The organism is Helicobacter sp. MIT 05-5293 (assembly GCF_000765665.2).
GTDB lineage: Bacteria > Campylobacterota > Campylobacteria > Campylobacterales > Helicobacteraceae > Helicobacter_C.
Map to the genome: position 1 here is coordinate 332444 of NZ_JROZ02000002.1, position 18157 is coordinate 350600.

Consider the following 18157-nt stretch of genomic DNA (forward strand, 5'->3'; position numbering starts at 1 on the left):
AAAGGCATAATATGGATTCTTATGAATATGGCGAGTTACTCAAGACTTTGCAAAATAAATGTGAAAATGTCGCAAAAATCCTTAATCCTCAAATCCTCCAAGCACGATTAGAAGAAATTCAAACATTAGAAAAAGATGAAAATTTTTGGAATGATGCTAAAAGGGCGGCAGAAATTGCAAAAGAAAAACGCAAATGTGAGAGAGTTTTAAATACCTTTTCGTCAATGAAACAAGAGCTTGATGACGCTTTGGAACTTTATGAGATTGCCTTGAATGAAGAGGATTCGAGCACTTTAGAATTACTTTTTGAATCTGCCCCCGACTTGCAAGAGCATATCCAAAAGGTTGAGATTGAAGTGATGCTTAGCGGTGAGCATGATGGCTCAAATGCGATTATTACGATTCAGCCCGGTGCAGGTGGGACAGAATCTCAAGATTGGGCGAGTATGCTTTATCGAATGTATTTGCGTTGGAGTGAGCGGCGCGGGTATAAGGTTGAGATTCTGGATTATCAAGACGGCGAAGAGGCTGGTATCAAAGGCGCAGCATTTATTGTGAAGGGAGAAAATGCCTATGGTTACGCAAAAAGTGAAAATGGCGTGCATCGATTAGTCAGAATCTCACCCTTTGATGCAAATGCCAAGCGTCATACAAGTTTTGCAAGTGTGCAGGTAAGCCCTGAACTTGATGATAATATCGAGATTGAAATTGATGATAAGGATATTCGTATTGATACTTATCGTGCGAGTGGTGCAGGTGGGCAGCATGTCAATAAGACAGAATCTGCAATCCGCATTACACACTTTCCTACCGGTATCGTTGTGTCTTGTCAAAATGACCGAAGTCAGCACAAAAATAAAGCCACAGCAATAAAGATGCTCCAATCCAAACTCTATGAAATCGAGCATCAAAAGTTGCAAGAGGGTAGCACACAAGAAAAAAGTGAAATGGGTTGGGGGCATCAGATTCGCTCTTATGTCTTAGCCCCTTACCAGCAAGTCAAGGATTTGCGTAGTGGCTATGCGACAAGTGATACAGAGGGTGTGCTTGATGGCGATATTGATCATATTATAGAATCTGTGCTTGTGCAAAGCAGTGCATCGTAACCTATTTTTACTTTTTTGATTTAAAAGTGATGCGATAGGCGTAAATATTAAGCTTATTTAATATTTAATTAAATATAATAGAAGATTATTTTTTAGTATTGAGGAATTGCGATGACCCAAGAAGAATTAGATTCTCTTATGGAGGGGGAACCTGATATTAGTGAGGTAGATGCTCCCGAAGAGGATAAGGAAGAGGAATTTCACAAGCAGACAATTGACCCCAATGATTTTCGTGTCGAAGCAGATCAGAAATGGCCTCCACCTCCACCTACCGAAGATCACAAAGTCGTTCATCAGCTTGATGAGGTTACGCGAGATACCGAGATTAAAGGCACACAGATTTTCGATCAATTAGAGATTATGAGCAATGATGCCGCTAAAATCGAAAAACAAGCAAAAAATATCAAAAATTATCTCAAGTCTCAAGAAGAGCTTTTCACAAAGCTATGCACGACTTTTCCTCATATACAGAGTTTTCAAAAGGCTTTAGAATCTACTCAATCAATACAGGAAGATAATCAAAAAATCATTGATTCATCAAATGAAATCAACGATGCCTCAATGCAGGCAATGGATTTGATGCAATATCAAGATATTCATCGTCAAAAGATTGAGCGTGTAATCAATGTGATGAGAGCTTTAGCGCAATATATGAATTCACTCTTTGAGGGCAAGATTGATGATAGTAAGCGTGTGGGTTCAGCGGTGTTTATCGCGGGTGATGATAAAGAAGATATTGTTAATGAAGAAGATATTGAAGCTTTGATTACTTCATTTGGTTCAAAATAACCCCTCATGATGAATTCTCATAAAGTCCAGCTCCTTTCTCCTGCGGGGAATCTCAAAAAACTTAAAATCGCTCTTAATTTTGGTGCTGATGCTGTGTATGGAGGCGTCAGCCATTTTTCTTTGCGTTCGCGTGCAGGCAAAGACTTTAGCTTTGAAGATTTTGCGCAAGGCGTCCAATACGCACATAATTTGGGTAAAAAGGTATTTGTAACAATCAATGGTTTCCCTTTCAATTCCCAGCTTAAACTTTTAGAATCTCATATTGCCAAAATGGCTTCGCTTAATCCCGATGCTTTTATCGTAGCCGCGCCCGGTGTGGTGAGACTTGCTAAACGCATTGCGCCACAGATTCCCATTCACCTTTCTACTCAAGCAAATGTGCTTAATGTGCTTGATGCAGAGGTGTTTTTTGAAATGGGTGTGAAGCGTATCGTAGCCGCGCGTGAGATTAGTCTTAAAGATGCGTTGGCTATTAAAAAGCATTTGCCCGAGCTTGAAATTGAAATTTTTGTGCATGGGAGTATGTGTTTTGCCTTTTCGGGGCGATGTTTGATTTCTGCACTTCAAAGCGGACGCGTCCCTAATCGTGGGAGTTGTGCGAATGATTGCCGATTTGACTATGAATACTATGTGCGAAATATGCAAAATGGTGAATTGGTGCGATTTGATGAGCATGAATTTTACGCAAAGAATCCCGATAATGGTGTGATGATGAGGCTGCAAGAGGAGGAGGGCATAGGGACGCATATTTTTAACTCTAAGGATTTGAATCTTAGCGGACATATTGCAGAGATTCTTGATAGTGGGGCGATTGATGCGCTAAAAATTGAGGGACGCACGAAATCAAGCTATTATGCAGGGATTACTGCACGCACTTATCGCAAGGCGATTGATGATTATTATCAAGGCACGATAGATCAAACTTTTTATACCGATGAACTTAATACCTTGAAAAATCGTGGATTCACAGACGGATACATTATCCATCGTCCTTTTGAGAAGACAAACACACAAAATCACTTTAGTGCAATCAGCGAGGGGAGTTATCAAGTCAATGCAGAAGTCGATGAAAGCGGGGAATTTGCGTATTGTCGGCATACGATTCGCGTAGGAGAATCTAAAGAGATTGTCGCACCGCTTGATGCGCGTATCACAACAGGCAAAAACGAGCTTGGTGAGATTTATGAATGTGAGGGAAAGTTGATGATGCGTTTTGATAAGATTAGGCTTTGCGATGGCAAGGAGCTAGATTCTATCCATAGCGGGAATGTCCATGCTTTCAAACTCCCGCTTAAGCTCCCCGCATGGAGCTTTTTACGCCAAAAGCTCTAATGTTCTTATTGACAGAATCAAATAAAATCTATCGCCTTTAGAATATTCCCAAATATTCTTCAAGATTTAAACATCATAACCAAATAAAGCAGATTTGATAAAGCAGTATATAATTGCATCGTGGAGTGAGTAACCCTTTATGGAGCTACCAACTCCACAAAGGGAATTGCTCCGCCGAAAGGAGGAACAATTAATGCAATACATCGTAATTATAGCATTAATTTGCTTAATTATGACAAAAGCTTATTAGTTTTTTGTTGCTTTAGGTTAGGCTTTGCAAACAAGCCTAACCCTTATGCGATGTGTTTCCCTTGTTTGCATTATGCTAAAAACAAGCGAGTTTTTAGATTCTAAAATTGTCTCCCTAGCGAAGCAGAGAGCAAATGTAGCTGCCCAAAACCACCTGTTTGATAAATGCTTTTTCTTCCGTCTTTAAGGCTTAGTGAATACGCGATACCTGCATTCCATTTGGTAAACATTTTTTTCGCACCGATACCAAACATATAGGCATTACTATCGGGGATTCCGAGTTTGTCTTGAGGCACGGGGGCTTGATCAAGCGCAGCGGAGAGCATCAAAAGTGTGTTTTTCTCTGTGAGATAGGTGAGCCCTAGTCGCAATGCGATTGTATCTTTCCAGCCATCACCCATAGCGACTGCGCCATAATCGGCTAAGTCCATCATACCGGCTAGTTGATCGGGGGTGAATTGCATCACCATACCGCTTAAAGGTGTGAATTGAGGATTGCTAAAGTTGAAAGCAAATTTATCGCCCTTACTCCAATAGATTTCTTCATAGACAAATTCTACATTGAGTTTGCCAAAAGAGTGCATAATGGCGAGTTGGAGTTGAGAGGGGAGGGTCGCACTAAGAGTTAAGTCTGCTTTCATATTGACATCGCCCATTGAGCCACCAATATAGGTTGTCGCATCAAGGCTTCCTTTGAGGTCAAACTTCACGGGTGAAGTATAAACTATACTTAGAGTCGTCTTTTTGGATTCAAAAGGACGCACACTCATCGCGACTTTATAGCCGAAAGCGAAATCCCCACCATTACTTTTCTGATCGACTTTGGTCGCTCCGACTAAGTCGGTGTAAATCTCCATATCTCCCATACCAAAGGCTTCTGCTACCTGCTTGGCGTCCATCAGTGTGAGGTAGCCTCGTGGTGCACCGTCTTCATCTTTTTCTGTAGGACTTGGGTCAGTGCAGACTCCGGGATATGATGTTTGCAAATTGCCATTAAAATCATAATGTGTTCCCGTATAGCAGTTGATATAACCTTTTTCTCCTTTAAAAACATCTTTGGGAAGATCTTTACAGCCTGCTTGAAAAAAATTTACATTGCTTGTCAAGATACAAGAATTGATATGATCAATACCTTTATTAAGTCCATTAGCATTGTATCCATTTGATTCTTGTCCCCAAGTCATTGCTCCGCTATCTTTATTGCTTTTGTAAGTCTCCCAATTATTTTTGATTGTAGCGTTGATTTCCTTGACTTTGGCATTATAACCTGCGACATCAATGGTTTGTTTGTCTTTATCGACATAGGGGTCAAAGACGCTAGGGTCGGGCATACCAAACCACGCTTCGGGTGAGAATAATGTAGGCATCTTGTATCGCAATTCATTATTGTAATGCCCCCCCCCTCCTACAAACAATCCGCCCACACCTGCTAAGCCATTAGTCGTATTGACTGCATAGATGAGCTGTGCCATTGCTTCAGGGATCATACTATCGGGAATCTCATCAAAATCTTTGATATTAGTCGTTACTTTGCCCGGTTTATCAGGTGTGCCGAGTGGGACGAACACGGTGTTTTTAAAATTCCCCATACCATAGAGGAATCTTGGGCTGACACCAATAGCAATGCGTTCGTTATAGTTCCAGCTAAAAGAGGGGCTTAGCTCTACCATAGCAATCATCACATTACGCAAGAACGCTCCTCCCTCGCCATTCCAATTCATCGCTAAACCGCTCGGTGCAGTAAAGCTAACCCCCCAATTGAGATTCCCATATTTAGTCTTTTTCGTGCTGCTTTTATAAAAAATCTTTGGCACAGGGAAGAAAGTCGGGTCAGCTGAACCCTCGACTAAAGCCCCCCGCTCATTGTATCCCCAAGTGCCATGTTGATTAGGCTCGGAAGAGGGAAGCTCTATGGGTGCAGTCAAATCCACGCCTAAAACATTTTTTGCCAAATCTGCCATTGTGTCGCTGATGCCCATAGTCGTGGTGGTGCTAAGCCCCCAGTTGATCGAGCCTTCACCGATAGACTTCGTGTCTGTGTCTGTGGTGAAATTGAATCCGGGGATAAAAATCCCTGTGAGTGTGATTTCTAAATCGGATTTTTCATTATCGGAGAGCGGGTGAGAAAATCCCATATTTGCGGGATTATAATACACACTATCTGCTCCATGAGCCCCTGCGATATAGGCAGAATTGAGTGCGGTGGAATTGAGGCTTTGCTCATTAATCTTAAATCCTGAAGCAAAAGCATAAGAAAGGCACAATACGAACACTATGATAAATCTCATCGTTGTCTCCTTGATAGAACTTTGTCTTTTATAGTTTTTATTCTTTGTTGTATGTGCAACTTTTAAAAATGTGATTATATAAAAAATAATATTAAAGAAGATTAAAATATGTTTTCAGTCTAGTATTTTTTGAATTGTTTTTGTGGATTTGTTTTAAGAATCTTAGAATCTGCGCCTTGGGATTATCCAAGATGCGTAAAAAGCTGTGTGGGTTGTGAGCTGTCGTAAAAGTAAGGCAATGTAGGCATTTCGCACGATTGCAAAGATGCAAGTGCGAAATGTGAGCGTTATTTTGTAATCAAAACAGAATCCATTTTTTCTTCACCAAAAATCGGAGCAAGTGTCTTGATATAGGCTTCTTTCAGAAAACCCTCATTGGCAAGTGTGGTGATTTCATTATCAAGCCAATCTTTAAGCTCGGTATTACCCTTTTTCACTGCTGGGGCGATGACTTCTTCTTCGCCTAATGAGGGAATCCCTACGCTAAATCCGGGATTCTCCATAGCCCACGCTAAAACTAAAGTATTATCATGCGCTAAAGCATCTCCTCGCTCGTCTTTGAGTGCCATAAAGGCTTCGGTATTTTGCTCGTATTTGAGAAGCTCAATATCGGGGTGGTGCTTGGTGAAAAACGCATCGGCTGTTGTGCCTTTATTGACGATAAGTTTTTTGCCTTTCAAATCATCGACACTTTGAATCGCGCCATCTTTAGAAACAACACCCAAAGAAACTTTCATATAAGGTTTGGCAAAATCTACGACCTCTTCTCTCTCGGGCGTTTGAGTGAAGTTTGCCATAATAATATCGACTTTGTTTGCACGCAAAAATTCAACGCGACTTGCAGCCTCGACAAGCACAAATTGCACTTTATTTTCATCTCCTAGTAAATCTTTAGCAAATCTTTTTGCGATATACACATCAAAACCATCGTTTTTGCCCTCTTCATTGACAAAGCCAAAAGGTGGTTTATCACTAAAAACACCGATGCGAATGCTGTCTTTGGCTTTGATTTGCTCAAGTGTGTTTTGTTGATTTTTGTTATTGTTGCATGCGTTGAGACCTAGCATCAAAACAAACCCAAAAGTAAGTAACAAAATCTTTTTTATCATCATAACTCCTGTATTTAAAATTAAGAGGATAACCTCTTGCGGGATTATGCCATAAAAAAATATGTATGAAGCAAATGATTATTTGTCGATTGATGATTGATAATCATTGCAAAAGGCGAGAATCTATTAGTTAGATTATTGGTATTGTGATTGGGGCTAAAGCGGGGACTTGGCTATTATTAAGAATCTAAGGAAGACTGATTAATCAGGCGTAGAATCTGTGGATTCTTGTGAGAAAGCCCCATAGCTCATTAGTTTTTGGTATCTTTTGGTGAGATAGTCATTATCTTGCTGAATCTCTTCAAGCATTTTAAGGAAATATTGTTTGATTGCTTTTGCAGCATTTGCTTTATCACGATGCGCACCTATCATCGGCTCATCAATAATATCATCAATCAAATGATATTTTTTAAGCTCCACAGGTGTGATTTTCATAGCTTTAGTCGCAGATTCTATCTTTGAGGGATCATTCCATAGAATCGCAGCACAACCCTCTGGCGAAATCACACTAAAGATAGAATATTGCATCATTGCGAGTTTGTCTGCAACGGCAATAGCCAAAGCCCCACCGCTACCACCTTCACCAATCACAACCGCAATCGTGGGGACTTTGAGTGTAGCAAATTCTTTGAGGTTTTTTGCAATTGCTTCACTTTGTCCGCGCTCTTCTGCTCCAAGACCGGGATATGCACCTTGTGTATCTACTAGCATTAAAATAGGCACATTAAATTTCTCGGCAATCTTTGCTACGCGTAAAGCCTTTCGATAACCTTCAGGACTAGGCATACCGAAGTTTCTCATTAATTTATTTTTTGTCCCGCGCCCTTTTTCTTCACCGATAACCATAACACTCTGATCATTGATTTTACCAAGAAAGCATACGATTGCTTTATCGTCTTTAAAATGTCTGTCCCCGCAAATCTCGTAATAATCTTTGAGGATAAGCTCGATATAATCCATTGCGTAAGGGCGATCAGGGTGTCTTGCGAGCTGTAATTTTTGGTAATCACTGATATTAGAATACACATGACGCACTTCATTTTCAAGCTCTTTTTCGAGAATCATTTTAGCGTCATTATCCGAGCGGATAATGGCAGATTCTATATCGTCTTGAAGATTTTTGATTTTTTGTTCAAAGTCTAAATAAGTTGCCATATCAATTCTTTATCGTTTAGATTTTTTGGAAAATAACAACACCATTTGTCCCACCAAAACCAAAGGAATTGCTCATTACCGTTTGGATTTTGGCTTCTCGAGCGACATTAGGAATATAATCCAAATCACATTCAGGATCAGGCACTTCTTGATTGATTGTCGGAGGCATCACGCCTTCTTGCATTGCCATAATCGAAATGACAGCTTCTAATGCTCCCGCTGCGCCTAAACAATGCCCGATTTGTCCTTTTGTAGAGCTTACAGGTGGGACATTTTCTTTTGAACCAAAGGCGGATTTAAGTGCCATAGTCTCATAGAGATCATTATACGCAGTGCTTGTCCCGTGTGCATTGACATAATCAATCTTTGCATTTGCCATTTTTAATGCAGCTTTGATTGCGCGTAAAGCACCTTCGCCTTGAGGGGCGGGCGTAGTGATATGATTAGCATCGCCACTTTCTCCAAAGCCAATCACTTCAGCATAGATTTTCGCACCTCTTTTTTTAGCGTGTTCGTATTCTTCAAGCACCAATGCTCCCGCTCCTTCACCCATTACAAAACCATTGCGCTCTTTGTCAAAAGGACGAGAAGCTTTAAGAGGTTCATCATTGCGATCACTAAGGGCTTTCATTGCAGCAAACCCACCAATACCCACAGGGCAAATCGCAGATTCTGACCCGATGACAAGCATTACATCTGCGCCATCAAGCATAATGGTTTTAGTTGCTTCATTGATTGCGTGAGTGCCGGCTGCACAAGCTGTAACGCTTGAGAGGTTTGGACCTTTGAGGGCGTATTCAATTGAGATAAAACCGCCGAGCATATTGACTAATGCAGAGGGGATAAAGAAAGGATTGATACGGCGAGGACCTTTTTGTTCGCAAGCAATTGAATTTTTCTCAATATTGCCTAAACCACCGATACCTGCTCCAGAGCTTACACCAAAACGCTCACTAAGAGATTCTTGCACAAGCCCATTGTGGAGCAAACCACTTTCATTCATTGCTTCTCTTGCGGCTTTTAAGCCAAGGTGAATAAAGCGATCTGCTTTCTTTACTTCCCGCGCATCAAGCACTTCTTCAGGGTTGAAATTTGTGATTTCACCAGCAATTTTGACAGGGAAATTCTCTACATCAAAGCAAGAAATTCTTTTAATGCCACATTGTCCTTCTGTGATAGCTTTAAAAGAATCGCTTTTCGTAAGCCCTAATGAATTAATCATTCCTAACCCAGTGATAACCACTCGACGCATATTGTTTCCTTTGGATAAATTTACATTGATTTGGGTATTTAGAATCCACGATGGATTCTAAATATTTATTGGTGTTCTTTGATATAAGTAACTACATCATTAACGGTTTTGATTTTCTCTGCTTCTTCGTCAGGAATTTCAATCTCAAATTTTTCTTCTAATGCCATTACAAGTTCGACTACATCTAAAGAATCTGCATTCAAATCCTCAATAAATCGAGATTCAGGTTTTACCTCATTAGCATCTACACTTAGTTGTTCGACAACCACAGCTTTTACACTCTCAAATGTGTCCATTGTTTCTCCTTCTTTGAATTTAAGCTTTAAAATTTACCATTATAGCAAAGATTTGTTAAATGGCAAGGGCTTTTTTATGCTTAGGCTTACATATAAAGCCCACCATTGACCTTTAACACTTCACCGGTAATATAACTTGCGCCGTCAGAGAGTAAAAATGCTACCGCTTGAGCTACATCTTCAGCTTCTCCCAAACGCGCTAAAGGAATGCTTTTTGTATAATTTTCAATCACTTCAGGTTTTAAGTCATTTGTCATATCACTTTGGATAAATCCGGGTGTTACGCAGTTAAAACGCACATTGCGAGGTGCGCCCTCATACGCGAATGATTTGCTCATTGCAATCATTCCCCCTTTGCTTGCTGCATAGTTGCTTTGCCCCATATTTCCACGTTCACCGATGATTGAAGCGATATTAACGACACTTCCAAAACGTTGTTTGCTCATAAGCTTGAGAGCTTCGCGACAACCGATAAAGCAGGATTTGAGATTGGCATCAATGACACTTTGAAAGTCATCTATGCTCATACGCAAGGCAAGTTTATCGTTTGTGATACCTGCATTATTGACGAGATAGTCAAGCTTTCCATCACTTTCTACAATCACCTTAAGCGAGGCGATAAAGTCTTCTTCATTTGTCGCATCAAATTTGATAATCGCCGCTTTGCCACCCGCAGATTCTATTATTTCTTTGACATTTTCAGCAAGCTCGGGTTTGGAGCGGTAATTGATCCATACTTTTAGCCCATATTCTGCAAGTGTTTTAGCAATCTGTGCGCCAATCCCTTTGCTCGCGCCGGTGATAAGCACATTTTTTCCATTGAATTTCATTGATTTCTCCTTTTGTTTTTTGCAATCTTAACGAATTTTAGCTAATTACTCTATATTGAATTTCACACTATCTATACTCCCATCTTCCCCGATAATACTTAATGTGTGTGGCTTAGAATCTAAAAATATTTTTTGCGTAGAGTGCGTGGAGGCAAAAATAAGCTTGTGGTCTAAATACCAAAACACCTTTTGATTTGTGAGATTTGCGATACGCATAATCAGCTCTTTTTGTCCGTCAAAGTCTTTAGGTTGAATGATTTTTAAGCCATTTGTGGGGTAGATGATTTTAAGTGTATTGCGATTTTGCGATGATACAAGGTGTTTTTGAATATCAATATTTTGTGTTTTGTAGTAGTTTAGCACATTAATCGGTAGGCGTAAAATCATCTGTGCGGAGGCATCAATAAATGCAGAATCTTTAGAAGTTACGGGTTTGTCGTTTGCAATAAATACTTTTTGGTAAAAGGGTGAGACTTGGAGCATTTTTGCATCATTAGGATAGAGAATCTCTTCTGATGGTATGGCAAATTGCTGCATTTCTTCACTCAAGCGATAACCGCTAAATTTATCAATAAGAATCTCTTTGAAAGCAGATTCTGGTATCGCAAAAGCAATGTCATTATCAGGCAATTCTTCGAGAATCTCAAAAAGCAAACTCCCTGCTGTTTTCATACCAAGGATATTAGGATTGGGTTTGCCTGTGAAATTACCTACCCATACGACAATCGTATATTGAGGACTTGCCCCTGCTGCCCATGCGTCTTTTCGACCATAGCTTGTCCCACTTTTCCACGAAAATGTCATTTTGTCTTTGTGATAGTCTAGCTCCCCCTCGCGTTCAAGCTCTTTGAGTGTTTGGAGTGTGAGATACGCACTTCCTTGAGAGATGAGGTGTTTTTTGGGTTGTTTGAGAGAATCTTTGAGGTAATAAATCTCTCCAAACGCGCCGTAATTGGCAAGCCCTAAATAGAGTTTTGCAATTTCAAAAGGGCTGAATTCTTTTGAGCCGAGTATGAGTGATAGCCCGTAGTGTTGATAGTTTTTGTCTTCAAAATCAAGCATTTCTTGCAAGGCAAAGAAAAATTTTTCATAACCATAATTTTGCAAGAGTTTTACAAAAGGCACATTGAGGGATTTTTGTAGGGCTATTTGCGCTGGGATTAATCCATTATATCGTTTGTTGGCGTTTTGGGGGTTGAAATTTGAAAAAAACAAAGGCACATCAATGAGCAAACTTTGTGGAGCAATAAGCCCCTCATCAATGCTCAAAGCGTATAAAAAGGGCTTGAGCAATGAACCCGGAGAACGTTTTGCAGCTATGCCATCAATCTGCCCATAATTTTCTATGTCTAAAAAATCCTGCGAGCCTAGATAAGCCAATACCTCTCCATTTGAAGTATCTAGCACAAGGGCTGACATATTGAGAATCCCTTGTGGGAGTAGTTTTTTATGGTATTGTTTGATTTTAGATTCTAAACGCATTTGAATCTTTTTGTTTAATGTCGTTTGGATATTACTAAGATTGGGCGTTTGTGCGATGACTTTAAGGCTAAGATGTGGGGCGATATTGTGGTGGGTTAGTTTATGCGTAGGGAGTGGCTCTAGCAGGGCAAGAGAAAGTAAATCCTTGTCGATATGCCCTTGTTGGTGCAATTTATGCAAAAGTGCATCGCGTTTGTCTTTGAGGAGTGATGAATTTTTATTGAGATTGAGTAAGCCCGGAGCATTAGGCAAAACTGCCAAAAGTGCTGCTTCCCCCCACGAGAGATGTGCAGAATCTTTGCCAAAATACAACAAACTCGCTGAATGAAAGCCGATGATATTCCCGCCATAAGGTGCGTTATCTAAATACATCTTAAGAATCTGCTCTTTGCTATAAATGCTTTCTAGGGCTAATGCTTGGAAAAATTCATCAAATTTATTTTTGTAATTGCGTTTTTGATGAAAATAAAGCTTAATCACTTGCATAGTGATGGTGCTTGCTCCGTATCGTTTTGAGGAGATGAGGTTATCCTTAAAACTCCTTAAAAGAGCTAAAATATCAATGCCATAATGATTAAAAAAGCGTTTATCTTCATAGGTTAATGCAGCTATTTCAAGCTTTTTAGGCACTTGGGTAGGGGATTTGAGATGCCATTGCTCGTTAGAATCTAAAAACACACTAAGGAGCTGATTATCCTTATCAAAAACACTTTTGCTATAAGTAGATTCAAAAAGATCATCTTGTGCAGAATGTCGCACATAAAAATTAAGAAAAACAAAAGCCCCATAGCATAATACACAAAGCCCTATACTCGCGATAATAAGAAGAATAGGGCTAGGGCGTTTGTTTGTTTTATTCAACCACACCTGAAGTTACTTTGACGCGGCTAGATTGGGTATTTGCAAGGAAGCTGTGGTCATACATTGCTTCTGCTGTGGCAGGGGGTAAAATATATTCTCCGGGTGTGATGGTATTAATCTTGACAAACACACTTTTGCGCTCTCCATAGAAATCAAAAAACCACATAATCTTATCATCACGAATATCTGTATAGTCAATGCCTTGTTGTTTTACAAAAGGAGGCAAGATGTCGTTATTAAGACGCGTGTTTTCAATCTCCCAACCGCTAGGGATATTTTGAGTAACAGCAAGGTTATTTGTCCTGACTGATTGATCTTCGTTATCTACAGAAAGCTTAATCCAAAATGTGCTTCCACTAGGGAGAGTAGAGACATTGATTGGTTCTCCATTTTGATTCAGAAACTCTTGTGTGAGTTTGATTTTCGAGCTACTTGCCTGAATGTTGTCATCAAGCAAAATCCCGTCCCACACTTGATTAGCATAAAGCATAGTAGAGTTTTTAGATTCTAAATTGCCATTTGTCGCGCTAAATGGGATTTTAAATCGAATATCACTGCTTTCAAAGGCTTTGCCATCAAGTTTTACTTGAATCTTTGCATCAGCCTTATCATTGCGTGTGTTTGAAGTCGAGGCAAGGGCTAAAAGCGAGTAGCCAAGCGTTTGGGTAGAGAGCCAATCATCGCTTTCTAGCAATGTCTGAATCCGTGAAAGCAGAGACTTAAATCTATCTTGTTGGGTGGATTCTGATGAATTTTTATAAATGTCTGTGTAGGCTTTTAAGATAATTGCTTCATCACGCAAAGGCGAACCATAGCTATAATAATAGTAGCGTTCTGAATGTTCGTTTGCAATCACTCTTGTGGAGAGATTCTTTGTGATTTTTCCAACGATATTTTCTACACCGGCGAGTTTGTAAGCAGCTGCCAAAAGCCATTTATCGCTTGTGCTTAAGCTGTCAAAATCATTTTCATATATTTGATTGAGTAGCCCGATTTGTGGCTCTTTGGCAAGAGAAAGCAGATAAAGTGAATAGACTTTCGCTGTGTTTGTCTCGGTTTGATTTTTTACAAAATTGATTTGATAAGTAATCCAACGCTTGAGGAGATCTTGAGGGACATAATACCCCTCTTCTTTGGCAAGTAAAAGAAAATGTCCTGCATAATTGCTTCCCCATATATCAGCTTGAGAGCCACCTTGCCAATATGCAAAACCTCCATCAGAGGTTTGGAAATTTCCGATACGCGCAATGCCAGCGTTGATATTTTTAACGATACTTGGCTTATCGATAAAATCCGCACTGCTAAGAGAAGTGAGATAAAGTTGTGGCAAGACTGATGAAGTGGTTTGCTCAATACAACCATAAGGATAGCGAATGAGCCAACGCAAACGATGATCAATCGACATTATGGGTTTTTGGCTAAGCACCAAATAGCCTGATTGAGAATTTTGCACAAAATCTTTGGGATTGCTAAGGGTGATTTGACCTTGTGGCTCAATAGTGAATTTTTTATTAATAGTCGTATAGGGATTATTTGGCTTAATGTCGATTGATGTTTTTTCTTGCGTTTTAAATTTTGCGCTTGTAAGGCTAAGGATAATTTCTTCTGTGCCGATAGAATCTTTGCTTACTTGCGCGTCAAAGACAATGTTTTGTGCATCTTTGGAGGTAAAGCGAAGACTTTGGGATTTTTTATCAAAGGTGATTTTATCACCGCTTTTGACACTAATATCAACTTTGCCAATATTTGATTCTGTAGGCATTACTTCAATGGCAAGTGAGAATCTATCGCCAAGTTTGAGGCTTCGTGGGATTGTGGGTAGCATCACGACAGGGAGAGTAACTTTCATATCGCGTGAGGCACTACCATAAGCATTTTCATCAATTGCCACTGCCATAATACGCACATTTCCTATATAAGTAGGAATCTTCCATTTTATTGTAGCATTGCCTTTTTCATCACTCATTGTAGGGGATTTGTATAACACGACAGGCTTAAAACGTTGCGCTTCATTGAAGTCTTTTCTACGCTTTGCCACTGCTCCTGCCTCATCACCGCCGATTTTTAGAATCTGATTGATGATACCAATATCTTTTCCAATGATGTCATTAAAGTTGTCAAAGCTTGTAAGTGTGAGGGCGATTTTTTGATAAAAATATCTCCATGGATTTGGGGAGATAAAATCTGTCAAATCTAAAAGCCCCTCATCAACGACTGCTAGAGTATAAGCGACTTTTTTATGTTCTTTATTACTTAAAGTAATCGTAAAGTCTTCGTTGGATTGGATTGATTCTGGAGCTTTAAGCTCAAGTGTAAGCTTAGTTTGCGTGTCTTCTACCATTAATGGGACGACACCATAGAGCCTTTGCGAGCGGTCATTATCCACAGATGCATAATTTTGTAAAAGATTCACAATGACATAAATATTAGGCGCGTAGGATTTTTTGATAGGGACTTTGAATGAAGTTTGCCCTTCTTTGGCATCTACCCAAAATCGTTCTAAGACTTTTTGGCTATCGACAAGCGTAATAAGAGCTTTAGAATGCGCCTTGCTTTCAAAACTGATAGTTGCTTCTTCTCCCACAAGATAGTTTGATTTATCACTTTGTATTTTGAAAGATTGAATCTTGGTCGCTTCAATGGGTTGTCCGTATTGACTGACATACAAGAAGATAGCTGAATTTGTGCCGTTTGAAGGATCTTGCACTTCAATAAGCGTCTCGCCCGATGTTTTAGGCTGAAAATCTAGCATAATAGGCGTATCTTTGGAGACAATCTCGCCCTCTTTGATGAGAGTTGTATTGCGGTCAGTTTTGATAGAGCGCACGAAATCATTATAGTTGTCATAATCCCACCACCATGAATAGCTGTTTTGGTAGATTCTGTATCGGAGATTGCGATTAGGGATTAGCGTCTTTTCGTCATCGGAAAGCACGATTATAGGGATTTGAATATTCGAATCAATATCGATATATCGTGTTTTAGGAGCTTTTAATCCGACAAAACTATCATAAAGTTTTAAATCAATGACTTTTTGCGCTCTTACACTTCTGCCACCATTTTCAAATACTTTTGCTTCAAGGAAAGCTTTGAGATTCTTATTGAGATTCTCCACATTTTGTAGGGTAAAGGCATCTTGCATCATACCTTCAGAATCTAGCTGTCCTTTTTGTGAATCTGAAAAAGAATAATTCAACGATGAGGGGTGATTGAAAGTGTAGTCTGTATAAGATTTTGGATAAAAATTAACAGGCATAATTTGCAAGTTGCTTTCATAGCGGAGATTAGCGGCTTTTGCTCCAAAAAGATAATGCGATTGTATGCCATAAGTCAGCTCATCTTCTTTATTCATATCGATACTATCTTGAGCTTGGATTGCGACCTTGATGCGATTAGGAATGATTGTCTCCACAGATAGGTTGTGCCAAAATACGCTATCACCTACTTGAATCTTTACTCTCCAAATGCCTGTGGGAGCATTTTTGTCAATATCGAATTGATAATAATACAATCCATACAAAGGATCTGTAAGGGCAGTTTTTTCAATAATTTCTTTGCCTTGAGGTGAAATCAGTGTAAGATAGATAGGGTGTGTCGTGGGGTTATTATTTGCGCGTGCGATGATATTGATATGTGCGCTATCGCCCGGTCGATACACGCCTCTATCGGTGTAAATATAAGCGTTTGTGTCGGTTTGTATGGATTGCCCACTGACATCAAACTCATCATTGCTTAGAGGAGCATTAAGCTTTAAAATAGTTGTGTTGCTGTCTTTAGTCGCGCTAAGATACATAATGGATTCAGAAGTTTTCAAAACCGCTATGCCTTGATTGTCTGTGCGACTTTCTGCGAGAATCTGATTTTTGAAGCTAATGGCTTGGACATCGACTGAAGCAAGAGGTTTATTTTCTGCAATATCAAGTGTTAATACTTCTATTTTATCGCCAATGTGTTGAGCAATCAGTGCAATATTGGAAAAAATAAGATGTTTTTGGATACGCGCATCATCGAAAAACTGCCTTTTTCTCCAGTTTGAAGTGCCATCGGGAAAGGTATAATCCACGCCATTTTCATCAAAACTCAAATCAATGATAAAAATCCCCTCATTAGGAAGAGCGGAGAGATCAAATGAATTTTGTATCCATTGATTAGGCTTGAAAGAGATGTCAAATTCTTCATTGATGATCTCATCACCCAAACGATGAAAATTTGCATAAATACCATCATCATAGTAGTTATTGTCTTTGTAGCTTTTGTGTCCGATGAGATTATTGTCATAAAGATAAGCAGTGGTGTTGTTAGGATAGATTCTACTGACTTTGAGTTTGATTTTTTTGACATTCATACTTTTAAATGAGATTTTTTTATCCGCATTTGTGGGTAAAAATACACCTTGTTGAGAAAAGGCGATGCTTGGGGGAATCTGCGTAAAAACAATATCTTGTGTGAAGTTGGATTTGAGTTTTGAGCCATCAGCTGCTTTGAGACCTTCGACTAAGGTCAGTGTGTAGCTTTGCAAACGATCAAAGGGGGCGTTAATAATCAATTTGTTATAAGATTTGCTGATTTTTGCCTTTATATCGGGCTTGAGTTGGACAAAATTTTGAAGATTCTCATTTTTGATTTCTTGTGAAAAACTCACTTCAATGCTTGGATTTGCATCAGGAATAGCCTCAATTTTTGTGATTTCTAAATCAGGTTTGCCTGCAAACACATAGCGCAAGACCTCCTTTTTTTCAAGCCCTATGCTTTTTGCATCAAGTGTGAGTTCGCATTCTACTTCTTTTTCGCTTGCTGCAATAGGTGCGCTTTTTACCGCTATGCTTGTCGATGAAGTCGGCATCAGTTCAAAATCAACTTTTTTAGATTCTGTGCATTTGAGGGACAAGCTATCTTTGAGGTTTTCGAGGTTGATTTTTTGCGAAAATTCAATCTGGGCTTCTAATGTGTTAAATCCGCTTTTGTCATAAATATGTGTGAAGGTATAATCAAAATGTGTCGGATTAGTGTGGAGAGAGAGTTTGAGTTTGTCTTTGAGATGAGAATCTTTAAGGTTAGCAAGATTGACTTCAAGCGTATAATCAGTATTTGGCTCTAAAGGGAAATGAGGCGCAATCAATAGTTTAGAATCAGTCGCGAAAGAATATGAACCCTCAAATGCCTTGCCATTGAGTTTAATCGCATTATCTTTGGTAGAATGCTGATGAATAAATCTTCTATTTTCTTCACTGATGATAGGCTGCTCAAAGGTGATAAAAATTTCATCTGTGGTTGCAATCTTTGAAGAATAGTCTGCAACGATTTCATTTTTATCTGAGCATGCAACAAAAAGCAGCACTATAAGACTGATTAACCAATATTGAATCTTGAAGCAGTGTTTCATCAGGAAGCCTTTTTGTTTGTTTAAA

The 18157-nt window shown here is 39.4% G+C and carries 11 protein-coding genes; 3 read left to right on the forward strand and 8 right to left on the reverse strand.

The window, feature by feature from the left end; all coding sequences use genetic code 11:
• Positions 1-11 precede the first annotated feature (11 nt).
• The 3 genes from prfB to LS68_RS06170 all read left to right on the forward strand — a co-directional run bounded on the left by prfB (position 12) and on the right by LS68_RS06170 (position 3227).
• The gene (gene prfB, locus LS68_RS06160) at positions 12-1106 is read left to right on the forward strand and encodes a peptide chain release factor 2 (protein ID WP_034371383.1); all 1095 of its coding nucleotides are present in this window, start codon (positions 12-14) and stop codon (positions 1104-1106) included.
• A 111-nt stretch (positions 1107-1217) separates the two neighbouring features.
• A complete protein-coding gene (locus tag LS68_RS06165) occupies positions 1218-1895 on the forward strand; it encodes a hypothetical protein (RefSeq protein WP_034371381.1) in 678 nt (225 codons plus the stop codon).
• A 9-nt stretch (positions 1896-1904) separates the two neighbouring features.
• A complete protein-coding gene (locus tag LS68_RS06170) occupies positions 1905-3227 on the forward strand; it encodes a peptidase U32 family protein (protein ID WP_034371377.1) in 1323 nt (440 codons plus the stop codon).
• Between the two features lie 350 nt (positions 3228-3577).
• Here LS68_RS06170 and LS68_RS06175 read toward each other — a convergent pair whose 3' ends face one another.
• The 8 genes from LS68_RS06175 to LS68_RS06210 all read right to left on the reverse strand — a co-directional run bounded on the left by LS68_RS06175 (position 3578) and on the right by LS68_RS06210 (position 18132).
• Entirely contained in the window at positions 3578-5764 is a 2187-nt protein-coding gene (locus LS68_RS06175) for an outer membrane protein transport protein (protein WP_034371374.1), read from the reverse strand.
• A 287-nt stretch (positions 5765-6051) separates the two neighbouring features.
• Complete coding sequence (locus LS68_RS06180; protein ID WP_241993696.1) at positions 6052-6831, reverse strand: cysteine ABC transporter substrate-binding protein; 780 nt, start codon at positions 6829-6831, stop codon at positions 6052-6054.
• Positions 6832-7074: 243 nt separating this feature from the next.
• Entirely contained in the window at positions 7075-8028 is a 954-nt protein-coding gene (gene accA / locus LS68_RS06185; protein WP_034371371.1) for an acetyl-CoA carboxylase carboxyl transferase subunit alpha, read from the reverse strand.
• Positions 8029-8044: 16 nt separating this feature from the next.
• Positions 8045-9280: a beta-ketoacyl-ACP synthase II gene (locus LS68_RS06190; RefSeq protein WP_034371368.1), complete on the reverse strand. Its 1236-nt coding sequence runs from the start codon at positions 9278-9280 to the stop codon at positions 8045-8047.
• 65 nt (positions 9281-9345) lie between these two features.
• Entirely contained in the window at positions 9346-9576 is a 231-nt protein-coding gene (acpP, locus tag LS68_RS06195; RefSeq protein ID WP_034371365.1) for an acyl carrier protein, read from the reverse strand.
• Between the two features lie 86 nt (positions 9577-9662).
• A complete protein-coding gene (fabG, locus tag LS68_RS06200; RefSeq protein ID WP_034371362.1) occupies positions 9663-10406 on the reverse strand; it encodes a 3-oxoacyl-ACP reductase FabG in 744 nt (247 codons plus the stop codon).
• A gap of 45 nt (positions 10407-10451) precedes the next feature.
• Positions 10452-12719, reverse strand: coding sequence for a penicillin-binding protein 1C (gene pbpC / locus LS68_RS06205; protein WP_052100468.1), 2268 nt, complete (start codon positions 12717-12719; stop codon positions 10452-10454).
• A 22-nt stretch (positions 12720-12741) separates the two neighbouring features.
• The gene (locus LS68_RS06210) at positions 12742-18132 is read right to left on the reverse strand and encodes an Ig-like domain-containing alpha-2-macroglobulin family protein (RefSeq protein WP_138091222.1); all 5391 of its coding nucleotides are present in this window, start codon (positions 18130-18132) and stop codon (positions 12742-12744) included.
• Positions 18133-18157: the final 25 nt, after the last annotated feature.

Bases quoted from the DNA above. Each gene is read 5' to 3' on its own strand.
- LS68_RS06210 (WP_138091222.1), bottom strand. From the start codon at position 18,132: ATGAAACACTGCTTCAAGATTCAATATTGGTTAATCAGTCTTATAGTG.
- LS68_RS06190 (WP_034371368.1), bottom strand. From the start codon at position 9,280: ATGCGTCGAGTGGTTATCACTGGGTTAGGAATGATTAATTCATTAGGG.
- prfB (WP_034371383.1), top strand. From the start codon at position 12: ATGGATTCTTATGAATATGGCGAGTTACTCAAGACTTTGCAAAATAAA.
- LS68_RS06170 (WP_034371377.1), top strand. From the start codon at position 1,905: ATGAATTCTCATAAAGTCCAGCTCCTTTCTCCTGCGGGGAATCTCAAA.
- LS68_RS06180 (WP_241993696.1), bottom strand. From the start codon at position 6,831: ATGCTAGGTCTCAACGCATGCAACAATAACAAAAATCAACAAAACACA.
- fabG (WP_034371362.1), bottom strand. From the start codon at position 10,406: ATGAAATTCAATGGAAAAAATGTGCTTATCACCGGCGCGAGCAAAGGG.
- LS68_RS06165 (WP_034371381.1), top strand. From the start codon at position 1,218: ATGACCCAAGAAGAATTAGATTCTCTTATGGAGGGGGAACCTGATATT.
- LS68_RS06175 (WP_034371374.1), bottom strand. From the start codon at position 5,764: ATGAGATTTATCATAGTGTTCGTATTGTGCCTTTCTTATGCTTTTGCT.
- acpP (WP_034371365.1), bottom strand. From the start codon at position 9,576: ATGGACACATTTGAGAGTGTAAAAGCTGTGGTTGTCGAACAACTAAGT.
- accA (WP_034371371.1), bottom strand. From the start codon at position 8,028: ATGGCAACTTATTTAGACTTTGAACAAAAAATCAAAAATCTTCAAGAC.